The sequence below is a fragment of the Candidatus Pelagibacter communis genome, assembly GCF_001180205.1.
GTDB lineage: Bacteria > Pseudomonadota > Alphaproteobacteria > Pelagibacterales > Pelagibacteraceae > Pelagibacter > Pelagibacter ubique_O.
The window spans coordinates 1-14,464 of record NZ_CVSU01000121.1; the positions used below are offsets into that span (position 1 = coordinate 1).

Below are 14,464 nucleotides of genomic sequence, written 5' to 3' on the forward strand. Positions count from 1 at the left end.
TACACCTTGTCTTTGTTTGCCTTTTCCTTCTTTATAAAGTTTTAAAGCTTCTTCATTTTTCCAATCCGTCCCGCACCCATCAAAGAAAAATTAAGCATAAGAATATAGAGCAGAATTAAAAAACAAAATCAAGAAACATTTTTAATGATGAATTAAACATCAATTTCAAATATAATTCTCTTGATGCACAAAACATCATATTCTAAAAGAATATAAATTTTAAATAATTTGTATGACAGTAAAATTAGGAATTGCACCAATAGCATGGAGTAATGATGATATGCCAGAATTGGGTGGTGATACTCCTTTAGAACAATGTTTGTCTGAAGCTAGTCAAGCAGGATTTATTGGAATTGAATCTGGTGGTAAATTTCCAAAAAAATCAGAGGAATTAATCCCTAAACTTAACGAATTTAATCTAAATCTTTGCTCAGGATGGTATGGAGCTAATTTAAGAACAAATAGTGTTGATGAAGAAAAAAAAGTTATTCAAGATCAGTTAAAACTTTTTAAAGACTGTAACTCACCTTGTATGGTTTTTGCTGAAGTGTCTGGCTCAATTCAAGGAGATCCAAATCGAAAATTATCTACAAGACCTCAAATGGATCTTGAAGAGTCTAAAAAATATTATGAAAAAATTTCTGAAATGGGTAAATATCTTGAGGATGAAGGTATGCCGCTTGCTTATCATCATCACATGGGCACTGTAATAGAGACTGAAGAAGATACAGTAAGATTGCTTGAGAACACTCATGATAGTGTAAAACTTACATTAGATACAGGTCACATGTTGTTTGCTCAAGGGGACTCCTTAAAAATATTAAACGACTTTAGTGAAAGATTAATTCATGTGCATTGTAAAGATATTAGAAAAGGTGTTTTAGAAAAATCTTTAAAAGAAGATTTAAGTTTTAGAGGAGCATTTTTAGAGGGTGCATTTACAGTTCCTGGTGATGGATGTATTGATTACAAGCCATTGTTTGATGTATTGAAGAAAAAAAATTATTCTGGATGGTTGGTAGTAGAGGCAGAACAAGATCCTGCAAAAGCAAACCCATTTGAATACGCAAAAATAGGGTACAAATATTTAACCAAAACTTTAAATAGTAGTAATATTGAGATCGATAAATAGAAAATAATTTATCATTTTCTAAAATATCAAAAAGTGATTTAAACTAAATTTTTTATATTATAATTTTACAATCTTAGATTTTTCTAATTTATCATCAAAAAAATCAATAATATTTTGAATTGTTTCTTTTCCCATCCTGGTCATACATTCCTCGGTGAACGCAGCTGTATGTGGACTTAAAAATACTTTATTATTTTTAAGTAAAGGATTGTTTGGATCAGGTGGCTCAATTTCAAAAACATCTAAACCAGCTCCAAGAATTAAGTTTTCATTTAAAGCTTTATCAAGATCAATTTCATTTATAACCCCACCTCTTGCAGCATTGATTATAATGCAATTTTTTTTCATATTTTTTAGCAAGTCATAATTGATAATATTTTTAGTTTTTTCATTAAGTGGTACATGAAGAGATATTGCGTCCATATCTTTTGAGGCTTCCTCTAAATTATCGACTTTTATACCGCCAAGCTTTTCAATCATTTCTTTAGATACAAATGGATCATAAACAAAAACTTTCATTTCAAATCCATGACATCTTTTTATCAAAGCTTGTCCAATACGACCAAACCCTGCAATCAATATATTTTTATTCCACAACTCAACTGTTTTGGGCAATTTATTTCGATCATTGAATTTGCCGCTTTTAACAGTTTCATCATACATATTTCCTTTTTTAGAAATATTTAGCAGCATAAACATTACATGTTCAGCTACTGCTACTGCATTTGCAGTTGCTGTGATTGCAAGAGTGATATTATTTTTTTTAGTGATTTCCAAATTTATATTGTCATAACCTACACCATGTCTTGATATTATTTTAAGTTTGTTTGCACAATCAATTACTTCTCCAGCTAGTTTTGCAGTTCTAATTGAAACGCCATCACAATCTTTTATTTTTGATTTAAGAAATTCAATATCTGTATTTTCTACAACTTCGAACTCATAATCAGGATTATTTTTAATAAGCTCTATCCCAGCTTCATGTATAGGTTGGATTACTAATATTTTTTTCATAAGCACTTATACACAAATATAAGTTTTATAAAATATTAATATTAAATTAAATTAGATAAATCTCTTTTGTTATTTTTGAAAGTAGGCAGAGGATATTTAAAAGCAAATTTTCTTGGAATACATTTTTCTTTAGCTTTTTCCCAGAGAGCTAGCCATTGTTTAAAATTTTTAATTTTAAGATTTTTTTTATTATTACTTCTAACGTAAAAATTGGGAAGAGGCTCTCGTCCAGATGGTTGTCCCGCAACATTATACCTTAGATCAGCACTTATTCTAAAATCATTTGATCTATTTGGTAAAGAACAGTGTATCGAATGTTTGTGCAGAAGTATCACATCACCAATGTTAGCTTCTAAATAAACATGTTTCATGTCATCTAACAATTCACTATTTTTTAATTCTACTTGTCCTCTGTATCCTGAAACGTGATTTAGTAATCCTATTTTATTGATTTTTTTAACAGTAATCATACATCCATTTTTTTTTGTAGTTTTAGTAAAAGGAATCCACACAGTAACCATGTCAGTTAATTTTTGCCCTCTTGTATTTAATACAGCCGCATCCTGATGCCAAGGCGTTCTTCCGCTTAGACCATCATGAATTGAACCCTTTGGTAATTTTTTTTCGGGCTGTTTAATTCTAGTATTTTGAACAGGGTTAGACATTATTTCTTTACCCAAAATATTTTCTACTACATCCAGAATATTTTTATTAGTAATTAAATTCCATAATGATTGAGTAGCAAAATAATCACTATCTTTTTTTACGTGGTCTCTTGGTAATCGAGTATTAAAATATTGATCCAAATCATAAATATTAAGTTTTGAAATATAAGAGTATTTTTTTTTAAAATCGAAATTAAGGACTTTTTTTACGTCTTTCTTTTTTGCATATTTTTGGATGAGACAATCCATAACAAATTCCATATCATTTAGAATTGGTTTTAAGTCTCTTCTAAAGTTAAGTACATTTTTAACAATCAAGTACCCATTCTCATATAATTTTTTTTGAAGACTATTTGTCATCATTAAAATTTATTTTATCATTCACAATATTTCAATGTTTTGGTGCTGTGGTTAAATAGTTCGCATCATGAAAAGAGGTTAACATTCTTTTTTTGGTACTAATTATGTGAGGATAATATGAGATACCTTTGTAATTCCATATAACTGGTTTATTTAATGCATAACTTCCATAAATAAAAAAACGCTTTGGACAATTTTTTTCTACAAAACGCTTAACTCCATGGTAGGAATTTGGAGTAGATTGGAAAAAAACAACAGTTCCTTTTTTGGGTGTAAAAGATTTTACTATTTCAAGCTCAGTTATTTTTGGAAATCTTCTAAAACTTTTTCTTAAATTTTTTTTTGCTTTTTTTCTATAGATAGTAAGAGAGCCACCATTCTTTTTTGGAATGTCTGTTAAATAAATTAAGAAATTATATAATCTAGTTATATCATCTCGATGAGGTCTTAATCTATACCCTCCCTTTGATACTGAAAAATCTATATCTAAATTTACTTTAGGATTAGTATAATTGTTACCCAACATTTTTTTTAATTCAATAGAATTTAATTTTTTTTTAACAGTGAACTTTTTAGGATTAAATGATTTTGGTTTATGTAAATTTACCCACGATCCATCCTTAAAATTTTTTGTAAAAAGATTTTCAATTTTTTTATAAAAAGACTTGCTATTAAAAAGTTTAAAAAGTTTTGCAGAGTTAACTGATTTTTTAATATATAAATTAAAATTTTTAGAACCTTTATTAATCCTGCTTCTACCTCCCATAATCATATCATCAAATGATTTTGAGTTACTTATTTCTTTAATTAATAAATTACAGATATTTTTTGAAACAACGTTGTCTCCAACTAAAATAGGAAAGTTACTTTTGATTTTTTTTAATTTATTTGTACTGAGCATTTAGCTGTACATTCCTTCTTTTACTTTAATCATTTTATACATCAGATCGTTTAATGGTGTTTTAATCCCATGTTTTTTACCTATTTTTGAAACAGCTCCACTTATAAAGTCTATTTCAGTTTTTCTTTTGTATTGAATGTCAAAAGCCATTGAAGATTTATTGGTTTGCATAGAATCTACAATTTTGTTGAACATGAATAAGCATTCGTCTTTAGACACATTTACTCCATCTGCAAGTGCAACTTCTCTCGTCTCTAAAATTATTTCTTTACCCAAACCTCTAGATACTTCGTTTGATTTATTGTTTATGTATAAATCAGTATGATGAAGATCAAAAATTGCAGATAATGGTCCAATTGCTGTTAAAGCAAAAAGCTTCATCCATTTTCTTTTCTTTACATCTTCTGCTGCAATCATTTCAAGATTATGTGCTGTAAAAGTATCAGCTATTTCTTTAATACGATCAGTAATTCCACCCTCGTACTCACCAATCCAAGATGGTAACGAACCATGATTCATTATATGACCTGGTCCTAAAATATTTGAAGCCTGAGTTGTGGTTCCACCAATTACCTTTTCATTGCCCACAATACTTTGAATAATTGCTTCATGACCAATACCATTTTGAAAAGACATGAATACTGTTTTGTCTCCTATGATATTTTTAATACTATTTAATGCCGGCTCTAAGGCTGTCGCTTTACACATAACAATTACAGCATCTACTTTTCCTAACGATGATGGATCTGAAGTGGCTTTAACTTTGATTACACGATCTCCACCATGACCATCCATTTTCAAACCATCTTTATTAATTGCATCTACATGTTCTTTCCAAACATCAATTAAAATTACATTTAAACCTTTTTCAGCAAGCAAACCGCCAAACAAGCAACCCATTGCTCCTGCACCAAGAACAGCTACTTTCAAATCTTTATTAATCATCGTTACCTTATTTAAAATTATTTATGTATAGAAATTATATATATTATCTATAGACATTATGCAAAATAAATTATAGCTTATTTACATCATGCAATTAAAAATAGAAAAAGGAACTTTTAAAGATTACTCATTAGAAGATATTTCAGATGCATTAAGAAAAGGATTATCTGAAAATTTCAAAAAAGTTGAAGTAGAATTAGTAGAGTGCCCTAATCTTAGAGATTGGGATTGTCCATCAGAAGGAATAAGTGGAAATCAAAAAATAATTGACGTTGGTGGAGAGCCTTACATGCATGATCCAAAATTTATTGGTGCAGAGTTTGACTATCAAGAAATATCCAAAATGATCAACTCTGAAAAATCTTATGCTTTAGGGGCTGGATCAGGTGCAATGTCATGTTTAGATGGTCATTGTGGAGAATTAGTAATAAATGAAAATTTAATCACGGATGAATCTAAGTCAATCATAGCAAGAGTAAGCCCAGACAAAAAATGTATTGTTGAAAAGTATTCTGCAAAAAAACATGGTGGACTTGGAAACATTTATTACACAGATGGTAAACAAGGAAAAGTAATTAAAATAAAAATCAAAGGTAGAAATGGAGAACAAGGTTCTTTACCCCAAGCAATGAGGTATTCTTTATCAAAAAATTTAAAAATTAAAGATAATGAACACTTGTCTCTCGGGGGAGTATTTAGAGTATTAGATGGAAAAATAAGATCACACGTGCAACCTGATTATAAAGATATTAAACATGAGTATTATGATCCAAAACAAATGAAATGTGTAAAAGATTTTCTTCAATTTTATGAACCTGTTGGACCAAAATTACAATGTTATACTGTTCTTTGGACCGGTGATCCTACTGGAGGAGAATTAAATCTAAGAGAGTCCGGTGAACATACTCACTTTCATTCTTACGAACATGACAGAGATGCTGGGCATTATCATTTTGACGTCACACCTGAGGAAATAGAATATGAAGGTTATTTTAATACCGCTACAGAAGTACATAGAGTAAATAACATTTATAAAGAACTATTAAGTAAAAATAGTATTGAATAGAAAACTCAATGAGTTTAAATTTATTAAATGAAAAGACAGTTCAAATATCCTAAGCACTTTGAAGAACAAAAAAAAATACCAAAACTTACTCAAAAAAGAATTCAATTAGCAGAAATATCACTTGGAGATTTTGAAGGAAGATTAGCCAATGAATTATTGAATTGGTTTTCCTTAACTCCACAACATTGGATAATGTTGCACATGGTTATGCTTGCTTATTATAAAAATAAATCAATTACTAAAAATCAATTGCTCAAAGTAATTGAGAAATCATATTTAACCTCTAATGTTTATATCGATACAGCAATTAAAAAAGGTTATTTTAGAATTATAAGAAATGAGAGAGACAAAAGATCTATATTCATATTACCTTCAGTAATCACCATTAAAACCTTTGAGGAATTTATTGATAGAAGAGATATTCTTTATAAAGGTGTAAGATGAAGAATATCTATACTTGGGCTGCTAAACCAGCAAAACGAACTTTGACTGTTGGGGATTTAAAAGCAGCAAAAGGAAAAAGAAAATTTACACAAGTTACAGCGAATAGTATTGAAGAAGCCGATGCAGCTGAAAAGGCAGGGTTTGATATGATTATATCAAATGCAAAAAATGTAATTCCTGTAAGAGAAGGATCAAAAAATTTATTTTTAACAGCTGCTTTAGTATTAAATGAGTTTGTAACTGCAGACGATATTATGCGTGGAGCTTTTAAAGCATTAGAGAATGGTGCAGATGCAGTTATGACACCAAGAAGTATGGATATAGTTGAAATGCTGGCTAAGGAAGATGTTCCAGTGATGGGGCATTTAGGTTTAGTTCCAAGAAAATCTACTTGGATTGGTGGCTTAAGAGCCGTGGGTAAAACTGCTGATGAAGCGTACGAACTCTTTCAAAAGTTTAAAAGATTAGAAGATGCAGGTGCTTTTTCGGCTGAGTGTGAAGTCATACCTGAGAATGTAATGGGAGAAATTTCAAAGCGTACAGACATAGTTACTGTTTCATTAGGTTCAGGTAAAAACGCTGATGTAATGTATTTATTTATGGAAGACATCTGTGGCGATACAGAAAATCCCCCGAGACATTCAAAAGCGTATGGAAATTTATTGAAACTTAGAAATGAAATAAAACTAGAAAGAGTAAAAGCTCTTAAGGCTTTTAAAAAAGATTCAATGAATGGAAAATTTCCAGGAAAGAAACAATCTTCAAATTTAGAAAAGAAACAATTTGAAGAATTTATAAATCAACTAGATTAATAAGCTTTAGACTCTTCTTTTTTTGAAGAACCTTTCATTTTTTCTACAACCGCTTTTGCACCAGCACTTAAAGCTCTTTGATCAGCTCCAATAGTTACAAAATTAAAACCTTTACCTATCATTTTTTGTGCATATTCAGGTGTACCATTATGAATACCTGCAAATATATTGTTCTTCTTTGCATGCTCTAATATTCTTAATATTTCCGAATAAGCCTTTGTGTTTTCTGCTCTATCAAAGCCAGGCTCTTCACCTATTGCTAAACTTAAATCGGCTGGTCCAATATAAATTCCATCAACACCAGGTGTTGACATAATTTCATCTAGCTTTTCTAAAGATTCTTTTGTTTCTATCATTGCTAATTTGAGCATTTCGTCATTGGAATGTTTTGCATAATCTGAACCACCATAGATTAACCCTCTAACGGGACCAAAACTTCTATAACCATGAGGAGGGTACATGCAGGCTTGAACAAATCTTTCTGCTTCTTCTTTATTACTTACCATCGGACATATAATTCCATAACAACCCGCATCTAGAATTTTCATTATTTGACCTGGTTCATTCCAGTTTACTCTAGCCAAAGGAGTTACATCTGTTGTTGAAATTGTTTGAAGCATTGGAAGTGCATTAGTGTAATCAACTAAACCATGCTGCATATCAATTGTCAGAGAATCCCATCCTTGGTGAGCCATTACTTCTGCTGAAACAGTACTAGGTATTTGAAGCCAACCATTGATAACAGGTTCCCCTGCTTTCATCATTTCTTTAGCTTTATTTTTTCTCATTTTTAGATTTTTAAGCCCATGTGAGTATATTTCACATTTAGATAATCTTTGATAGCACCTGATCCACCTTCACGACCATAACCAGTTTGTTTTATTCCTCCAAAAGGCGCTTCAGCAATAGCAACAACTCCAGTATTAACTGCAACACAACCAGACTCTAGTTTTTCAGATCCAATATGAGCTTTATCCATGGAATTTGTATAAAGGTAACTACATAAACCTAAGTCGTTATCATTTGCTCTTTCAATTACTTCATCAAAGGTTTTAAAAGTTAATATTGGAACTAGTGGACCAAAAGGTTCTTCTTTCATTATTGTAAAATTATCTTTTACATCATCAAAAACAGTTGGTTCGTAATAATATCCTTTATTAAAACCAGAAGGTCTTTGTCCACCCATTAATACTTTTGCTCCTTCTTTTTTAGTAGTTTCAACTAGTTTTTCTATTTCTTCCAATCTTTTGGCTGTTGTTAAAGGTCCTAGATCCACACCTTTATCCATACCGTTTCCAATTTTTAATTTTTTTGCTCTTTCGATAAAAGCATCAACAAACTCCTCTTTTCTGTTTTCTTGGATATAAAATCTATTCGGTGAGATACAAACCTGACCGTTATTTCTAAATTTACCAGTTATTGCTATATCAGCTACTTTGTTCATATCCACATCTTCACATACAATAAAAGGAGAGTGTCCGCTAAGCTCCATAGTAACTCTTTGAACTTTATCAGCTGCTTTTTTTAAAATAATTTTACCAACTCTAGTTGATCCAGTAACTGAAACTTTTTTAATTATATCCGACTCCATTAATTCATTTGATATTTCAGCTGGATCACCTGACAAAAGACTAACCACACCATCTGGTACTCCAGCTTCTTTACAAATGTTTACTAATTCCATTACAGCACCAGGTGTAATTACATCTGGCTTACAAATTACAGAACATCCTGCAGCTAGGGCAGTAGAAATTTTTCTAGATGCTAAAACTATTGGGAAATTCCAAGGAACTAAAGCTGCAACAACTCCAACAGGTTGATAATACACATGAACTCTAGTATCTGGAAATCTACTTTGTTGTGTTTGTCCATAAATTCTTTTTGTTTCTTCAGCATTCCACTCAAAAATATCAGCTCCACCACCAACTTCACCAACTGCTTCTGCAAGAGGTTTTCCAACTTCAAGAGTTAACCATTTTGCTATAATATCTTTTTTCTCTCTCATCATGTCTGCAATTTTTCTAAGAACATAAGCTCTTTGCCATGGTGCAGTGTTTTTCCAAACTTCCAAACCTTTTTCTGCAGACTTTAATGCTTTTTGTACTTCAATAGATGAAGCTTTCGATGCTTTTCCAATCACCTCTTCTGTTGCAGGATTGATTACATCGTAAGTTTCTTTCTTTTCAGCTTGTTGCCATTTACCATCAATGAATTGTCCAAATTTTTCGTACATAGAATTTATTTTTAAGTTTACTTTATTAGGTTTTTTAATTTATAAATAGAATTATATATAAACACTATACATATTAAAAGATAAACATATTTATGAAAAAAATTACCCTCACATGTGCTCATGCAATAGTTAAATATTTAATTGCTCAGAAAATATTAATTAACGGCAAAAAAGAACCATTATTTCCAGGTGTCTTTGGAATTTTTGGACACGGAAACGTAGCTTGCTTAGGTCAAGCATTAGAGGAAAATCAAAAAGAACTTCCAACATATAGAGGGCACCATGAACAAAATATGGCTCTTACAGGAATTGGTTATGCTAGAGCAAAAAGAAGACAACAAATTTTTGTAGCAACATCCTCAGTTGGACCTGGTGCAACAAATATGGTTACGGCTGCAGCAGTTGCTATGAGTAACAGATTGCCAATTTTATTTTTACCTGGAGACACTTATGCAAATAGAATGCCAGATCCAGTATTGCAACAAGTTGAGCATTTTAATAATCCTAATATTACAGCTAATGATGCGTTTAAACCTGTAACAAGATATTTTGATCGAATAACTAGACCAGAACAAATTATTCAATCATTTCCAGCAGCAGTTCAAACAATGTTAGATCCTGCAGATTGTGGTCCTGCATGTATTGCTTTAAGTCAAGATATACAAGGCCAAACTTTTGATTATCCTGAAGAATTTTTTAATGAAAGAGTACACGCGATTAGAAGACCAAGACCAGATGAATTTCAAATTAAAGAGGCAGCAGAAAAAATTAAGTCATCTAAAAATCCAATTATAATTTCTGGTGGCGGGGTTTTTTACTCACATGCAATGGATGAGTTGAGTCAGTTTGCAATTAAACATAACATACCAGTCACTCAAACTGTAATGGGATATTCTACAATGAAAAGAGATCATTCTCATTTCGCAGGCCAGATTGGTGGTTTAGGTGGAAAAAATACAAATACTTTGGCAAAAGAAACAGATTTAGCAATTGCAGTTGGGACCAAACTTGCAGATTTTACAACTGGATCATGGGCAAATTTTGAAAACAAAAATTTTAAACTTGTTTCAATAAATGTATCAAGATTTGATGCTAACAAACATTTAGCTCAAGCTGTCATTGGAGATGCTAAAGTTTCATTAACTGAGCTTTCTCAAGCATTAGGTAGTTGGAAAGCTGGAGATGAATGGAATAAAAAATCTCAAACTGAACTCAAATCATGGAATGAACATATAGATAAAGAGAGTGCCCCGACAAATCAAGAAGTTCCAAGTTATGTTCAGGTAATTGGTGCAATTTACAGAAACTCTGATCCAACAGATATTGCTGTTACTGCAGCTGGAGGTTTGGTTGGTGAAGTTGTTCAAGTTTGGAGACCTAGAGAATTAAATACTCATGAAACAGAGTGGGGCTTTAGTTGTATGAGTTATGAAATTTCTGGAGCACTAGGAATTAAAATGGCTAATCCAGATAAAGAAGTAATTTCTTTTGTAGGAGATGGTTCTTATCTTCTGAATAATACAGATATTTATTCATCAGTTATTACAAAAAATAAATTGATTATAGTTGTTTGTGACAATGGTGGGTTTGCAGTTATCAATCGACTTCAATTATTTAAAGGCGGTAAAGAGTATAATAACTTATTAAAGAGCTCAAATACTCCTGGATTAGTTGATGTTGATTTTGCAAAACATGCAGAAAGTATGGGTGCTAAGTCTGAACATGTTAATTCAATTTCAGATCTAGAAGCTGCATTTAAGAGAGCAAAAGCATCTGATGTAACATACGTTATTTCAATTAAAACTCATGCTTATAAATGGGTTGAGGGATCAGCTTTTTGGGATAGTCCCACACTAGAAATTCCGACTACTAAAGAAAATGAAGAAGCTTTAAAACTTTATAAAGAAGGAAAAGGCAAACAAAGACAAGGTGTATAAACCTGTATGAACAAAGTATTTAAAGTCGGTCTTATAGGCTGTGGTCATATCGCTGAGACATACTTTAGGGGGCAACAATATTTTAATAATTTTAAAATTATTGCATGTGCAGATATTGATCAAAAAGCAGCCGATAAATGTGCAAAATTATATAATATTAAATCTAAAACAGTTCCGGAAATTTTAAAAGACAATGAAATAGAAATTATTTTAAACTTAACAATCCCACAATCTCATTATTCAGTCTCAAAAAAAGTTTTGACTTCAGGTAAACATGTTTATTCAGAAAAACCATTAGCAACTTATTTTGCAAAAGGTAAAGAACTCGTCTCACTAGCAAAAAAAAATAAACTTTATCTTGGAAATGCTCCAGATACATTTTTAGGTGGAGGAATTCAAAAAGCTCGAGAATTAATTGACTCTGATTTGATTGGAGAGATTAAATTGGGCAATGCCATTTTTGCATTTCCAGGGGTAGAGTCTTTTCATCCAAAACCTGAGTCATGGTATAAAAAAGAAGGAGGTCCAGTAATAGATATGGGACCATACTTTTTTACAACTTTAGTAAATTTACTTGGACCAGCAAAACAAGTGCAAGGAAGAACATTAACAGCCTTTAAAAAAAGAATTTATGGAGCGGGTCCAAAAAAAAATAAATCATTTAAAGTTGAAACTCCTACAACATATTTAGCAACAATCCAATTTCACAGCGGTGCTATAATTCAAGTAACACTTTCTTTTGATGTAATTAATCATCAAAGAAATCACATGGAGCTTTATGGCACAAAGGGATCGATAATTGTTCCAGATCCTAATATGTTTGGTGGTTCTGTTTTTGTTTCTGTTACAGAAGGTGGAAAATGGGGTGAACATAAAACAGATAAGATGCATTTAGGAAAAATAAACATAACTTCTTCTAGTGGAAGATCAAATGAAGCTGCTACTAATGCTAACTATCGAAGTGTTGGTTTATCTGAAATGTTATATTCTATTCAGAAAAATAAAAAGCATAGGTGTTCAGGTGATTTATCTTTACATGTATTAGATATAATCGAGTCAACCATGAGGGCAGCAAATACTGGAATTCCTCAAAAGATTCAAACAAAATGTGATAGACCAAAAAAATTTACTGAAGAAGAAGTAAAAAAAATTTTAATTTAGTGTCAAAGCCAATTGTTATTTCTGATCCTTTTCCAAGAACATTGAGTCTGATTTTCACAAAAAAAAAATTAATAGAATTAAAAACTAAATATAAGATTTTAATAGCACCTAATAAAAAAAAAAGACAATTTTATGAAAACTATATTGATAAGGCTACTTTCATTATAGGTCAGCCAGACTTAGATAAAAAAATTTTGTCAAAAGCAAAAAAATTGAAAGCAATAATCAATGTTGAAAGTAATTTTATGAATAACGTTGATTATGTTTATTGTGCTAAAAAGGGGATCTATGTAATTGCAACTTCTCCAGTGTTTTCAAATCCTGTCGCTGAAATTGCATTAGGAATGACACTTTCTCTATTAAGGAATATTCATAATGCTCATTTTGATTTTATAAAAGGTAAAGAAAAATATGGCTTGGAAAGTAATTTAAAAGCATCGTTATTATCAGGAAAAAAAATTGGATTAATGGGTTTTGGTGATTTAGCTAAATCTTTATATCCAATGTTACTTCCATTTACTAAAGATATAAATATTTATGACCCCTGGTTATCAAAGAATAAAATTAAAAGCTTTGGATTTAAACCTGTAAGTTTAAATCAAATGTTTAAAACATGTGAAATTATTTATGTTTTAGCTGCTGTAACAACTAAGAATAAAAATTTAATTAATAAAAATTTAATTAACAAAATGAAACCTAACTCGCTATTCATATTGATGAGTCGAGCAGCAGTTGTAAATTTTAAAGATTTAATCAATAGAGTTAAAAAGGGAGATTTATATGTAGCTACTGACGTATTTCCTGAAGAACCAGTGAGAAAAAATGACCCAATTAGGAAAGTCAAAAATATTTTGTTTTCAGCGCATAGAGCAGGAGCTTTGACTGAGGCCTTTTATAATATGGGGGATATAGTTTTAAAGGACATGCATCTAATTTCAAAAAATTTAAAACCAAAATTTTGCAAAAAAGCTGAACTGAAAACAGTGGGGTTATTAGCCTCAAAACCAGTTGCAATTAATTGATATTTTAATAATTTTATAAATTATGTCGTCAACTAGCAATCCACTATTAGAAGCCAAAGGAATAACAAAATATTTTGGAACTATTACTGCGTTAGAAAATGTTAATCTAAAAGTTCATGCTGGAGAATGTTTGGGTGTAGTTGGAGATAATGGAGCAGGAAAATCAACTTTAATGAAAGTTTTGTCGGGACTTTATAAACCAAGCGCAGGTTCCTTATTTTTTCAAGGTAAAGAAGAAATACTAGAAAGTCCAAGAGACTCTCAAAACCTAGGTTTAGAAATGGTTTATCAAGATCTTGCTTTAGCAGGCAATTTACCTATTGGTGAAAATATTTTTTTAGGAAGAGAGCCAACAAAAAATTTAGGATTTTTAAAATTATTAGATTTTAATAAAATTAAAGAGTTAACTAATGCTCATTTAGATAAGTTAAAAATAAATGTTAAAAGTGCTGATCAAAAAGTAGAGGAACTTTCAGGTGGTCAAAGACAAGCTGTAGCAATCGCAAGATCAACAGCCTTTAATGCTAAAGTAGTAATTATGGATGAACCAACTGCAGCATTAGCGATCAAAGAAGTTGGTAAAGTTTTAGATCTTATTAATAGTTTAAAAAAAACAGGTGTTGGAGTAATTGTAATAAGTCATAGAATGGATGATATTTTTACAGTTTGTGATCGTGTAATGGCTTTATTCCAAGGAACAAATTTTGCAGAAGCTAGCCTTTCAAATACTTCAAGAGATGAAGTTATTGGATGGATTATGGGTAAAAAATAA

14 protein-coding genes are annotated in these 14,464 nt (G+C 30.8%); 8 read left to right on the forward strand and 6 right to left on the reverse strand.

Annotated features, from left to right (window positions below; all coding sequences use genetic code 11):
* Positions 1 to 232 precede the first annotated feature (232 nt).
* The gene (iolE, locus tag AMO08_RS05355; RefSeq protein WP_075485931.1) at positions 233 to 1,132 is read left to right on the forward strand and encodes a myo-inosose-2 dehydratase; all 900 of its coding nucleotides are present in this window, start codon (positions 233 to 235) and stop codon (positions 1,130 to 1,132) included.
* A 57-nt stretch (positions 1,133 to 1,189) separates the two neighbouring features.
* Here iolE and AMO08_RS05360 read toward each other — a convergent pair whose 3' ends face one another.
* Genes AMO08_RS05360 through AMO08_RS05375 form a run of 4 tightly spaced genes read right to left on the reverse strand, consistent with a single transcriptional unit; the run spans position 1,190 to position 5,017 of the window.
* On the reverse strand, positions 1,190 to 2,146 hold the full coding sequence (locus tag AMO08_RS05360) for an NAD(P)-dependent oxidoreductase (RefSeq protein ID WP_075485933.1): 957 nt from the start codon (positions 2,144 to 2,146) through the stop codon (positions 1,190 to 1,192).
* A gap of 41 nt (positions 2,147 to 2,187) precedes the next feature.
* Positions 2,188 to 3,174: a phytanoyl-CoA dioxygenase family protein gene (locus AMO08_RS05365; protein WP_075485935.1), complete on the reverse strand. Its 987-nt coding sequence runs from the start codon at positions 3,172 to 3,174 to the stop codon at positions 2,188 to 2,190.
* A 28-nt stretch (positions 3,175 to 3,202) separates the two neighbouring features.
* Positions 3,203 to 4,072, reverse strand: a complete 870-nt coding sequence (locus AMO08_RS05370; protein ID WP_075485937.1) for a 2OG-Fe(II) oxygenase — start codon at positions 4,070 to 4,072, stop codon at positions 3,203 to 3,205.
* The gene (locus AMO08_RS05375) at positions 4,073 to 5,017 is read right to left on the reverse strand and encodes a ketopantoate reductase family protein (protein WP_075485939.1); all 945 of its coding nucleotides are present in this window, start codon (positions 5,015 to 5,017) and stop codon (positions 4,073 to 4,075) included.
* An 88-nt stretch (positions 5,018 to 5,105) separates the two neighbouring features.
* Between AMO08_RS05375 and AMO08_RS05380 the strand changes: the two genes are divergently transcribed.
* The 3 genes from AMO08_RS05380 to AMO08_RS05390 are packed head-to-tail and all read left to right on the forward strand — an operon-like array spanning position 5,106 to position 7,339.
* Positions 5,106 to 6,083 carry a DUF1907 domain-containing protein gene (locus AMO08_RS05380; RefSeq protein ID WP_075485941.1) on the forward strand — a complete coding sequence of 326 codons (978 nt, stop codon included), beginning with the start codon at positions 5,106 to 5,108 and terminating at the stop codon, positions 6,081 to 6,083.
* A 27-nt stretch (positions 6,084 to 6,110) separates the two neighbouring features.
* The gene (locus tag AMO08_RS05385) at positions 6,111 to 6,527 is read left to right on the forward strand and encodes a MarR family transcriptional regulator (RefSeq protein WP_075485943.1); all 417 of its coding nucleotides are present in this window, start codon (positions 6,111 to 6,113) and stop codon (positions 6,525 to 6,527) included.
* A complete protein-coding gene (locus tag AMO08_RS05390; protein ID WP_075485945.1) occupies positions 6,524 to 7,339 on the forward strand; it encodes a 3-methyl-2-oxobutanoate hydroxymethyltransferase in 816 nt (271 codons plus the stop codon). Before AMO08_RS05385 ends, AMO08_RS05390 begins: the two co-directional genes overlap by 4 nt.
* Here the strand turns inward: AMO08_RS05390 and AMO08_RS05395 are convergent.
* Complete coding sequence (locus tag AMO08_RS05395) at positions 7,336 to 8,127, reverse strand: HpcH/HpaI aldolase family protein (RefSeq protein ID WP_075485946.1); 792 nt, start codon at positions 8,125 to 8,127, stop codon at positions 7,336 to 7,338. The genes AMO08_RS05390 and AMO08_RS05395 overlap by 4 nt on opposite strands.
* A gap of 2 nt (positions 8,128 to 8,129) precedes the next feature.
* A complete protein-coding gene (locus tag AMO08_RS05400) occupies positions 8,130 to 9,572 on the reverse strand; it encodes an NAD-dependent succinate-semialdehyde dehydrogenase (protein WP_075485947.1) in 1,443 nt (480 codons plus the stop codon).
* Positions 9,573 to 9,664: 92 nt separating this feature from the next.
* Between AMO08_RS05400 and iolD the strand changes: the two genes are divergently transcribed.
* The 4 genes from iolD to AMO08_RS05420 are packed head-to-tail and all read left to right on the forward strand — an operon-like array spanning position 9,665 to position 14,464.
* Positions 9,665 to 11,509: a 3D-(3,5/4)-trihydroxycyclohexane-1,2-dione acylhydrolase (decyclizing) gene (gene iolD, locus AMO08_RS05405; protein WP_075485948.1), complete on the forward strand. Its 1,845-nt coding sequence runs from the start codon at positions 9,665 to 9,667 to the stop codon at positions 11,507 to 11,509.
* A gap of 6 nt (positions 11,510 to 11,515) precedes the next feature.
* On the forward strand, positions 11,516 to 12,670 hold the full coding sequence (locus tag AMO08_RS05410; RefSeq protein ID WP_075485949.1) for a Gfo/Idh/MocA family protein: 1,155 nt from the start codon (positions 11,516 to 11,518) through the stop codon (positions 12,668 to 12,670).
* On the forward strand, positions 12,670 to 13,692 hold the full coding sequence (locus AMO08_RS05415) for an NAD(P)-dependent oxidoreductase (protein WP_075485950.1): 1,023 nt from the start codon (positions 12,670 to 12,672) through the stop codon (positions 13,690 to 13,692). Before AMO08_RS05410 ends, AMO08_RS05415 begins: the two co-directional genes overlap by 1 nt.
* Before the next feature lie 22 nt (positions 13,693 to 13,714).
* The gene (locus AMO08_RS05420) at positions 13,715 to 14,464 is read left to right on the forward strand and encodes an ATP-binding cassette domain-containing protein (RefSeq protein WP_075485951.1); all 750 of its coding nucleotides are present in this window, start codon (positions 13,715 to 13,717) and stop codon (positions 14,462 to 14,464) included.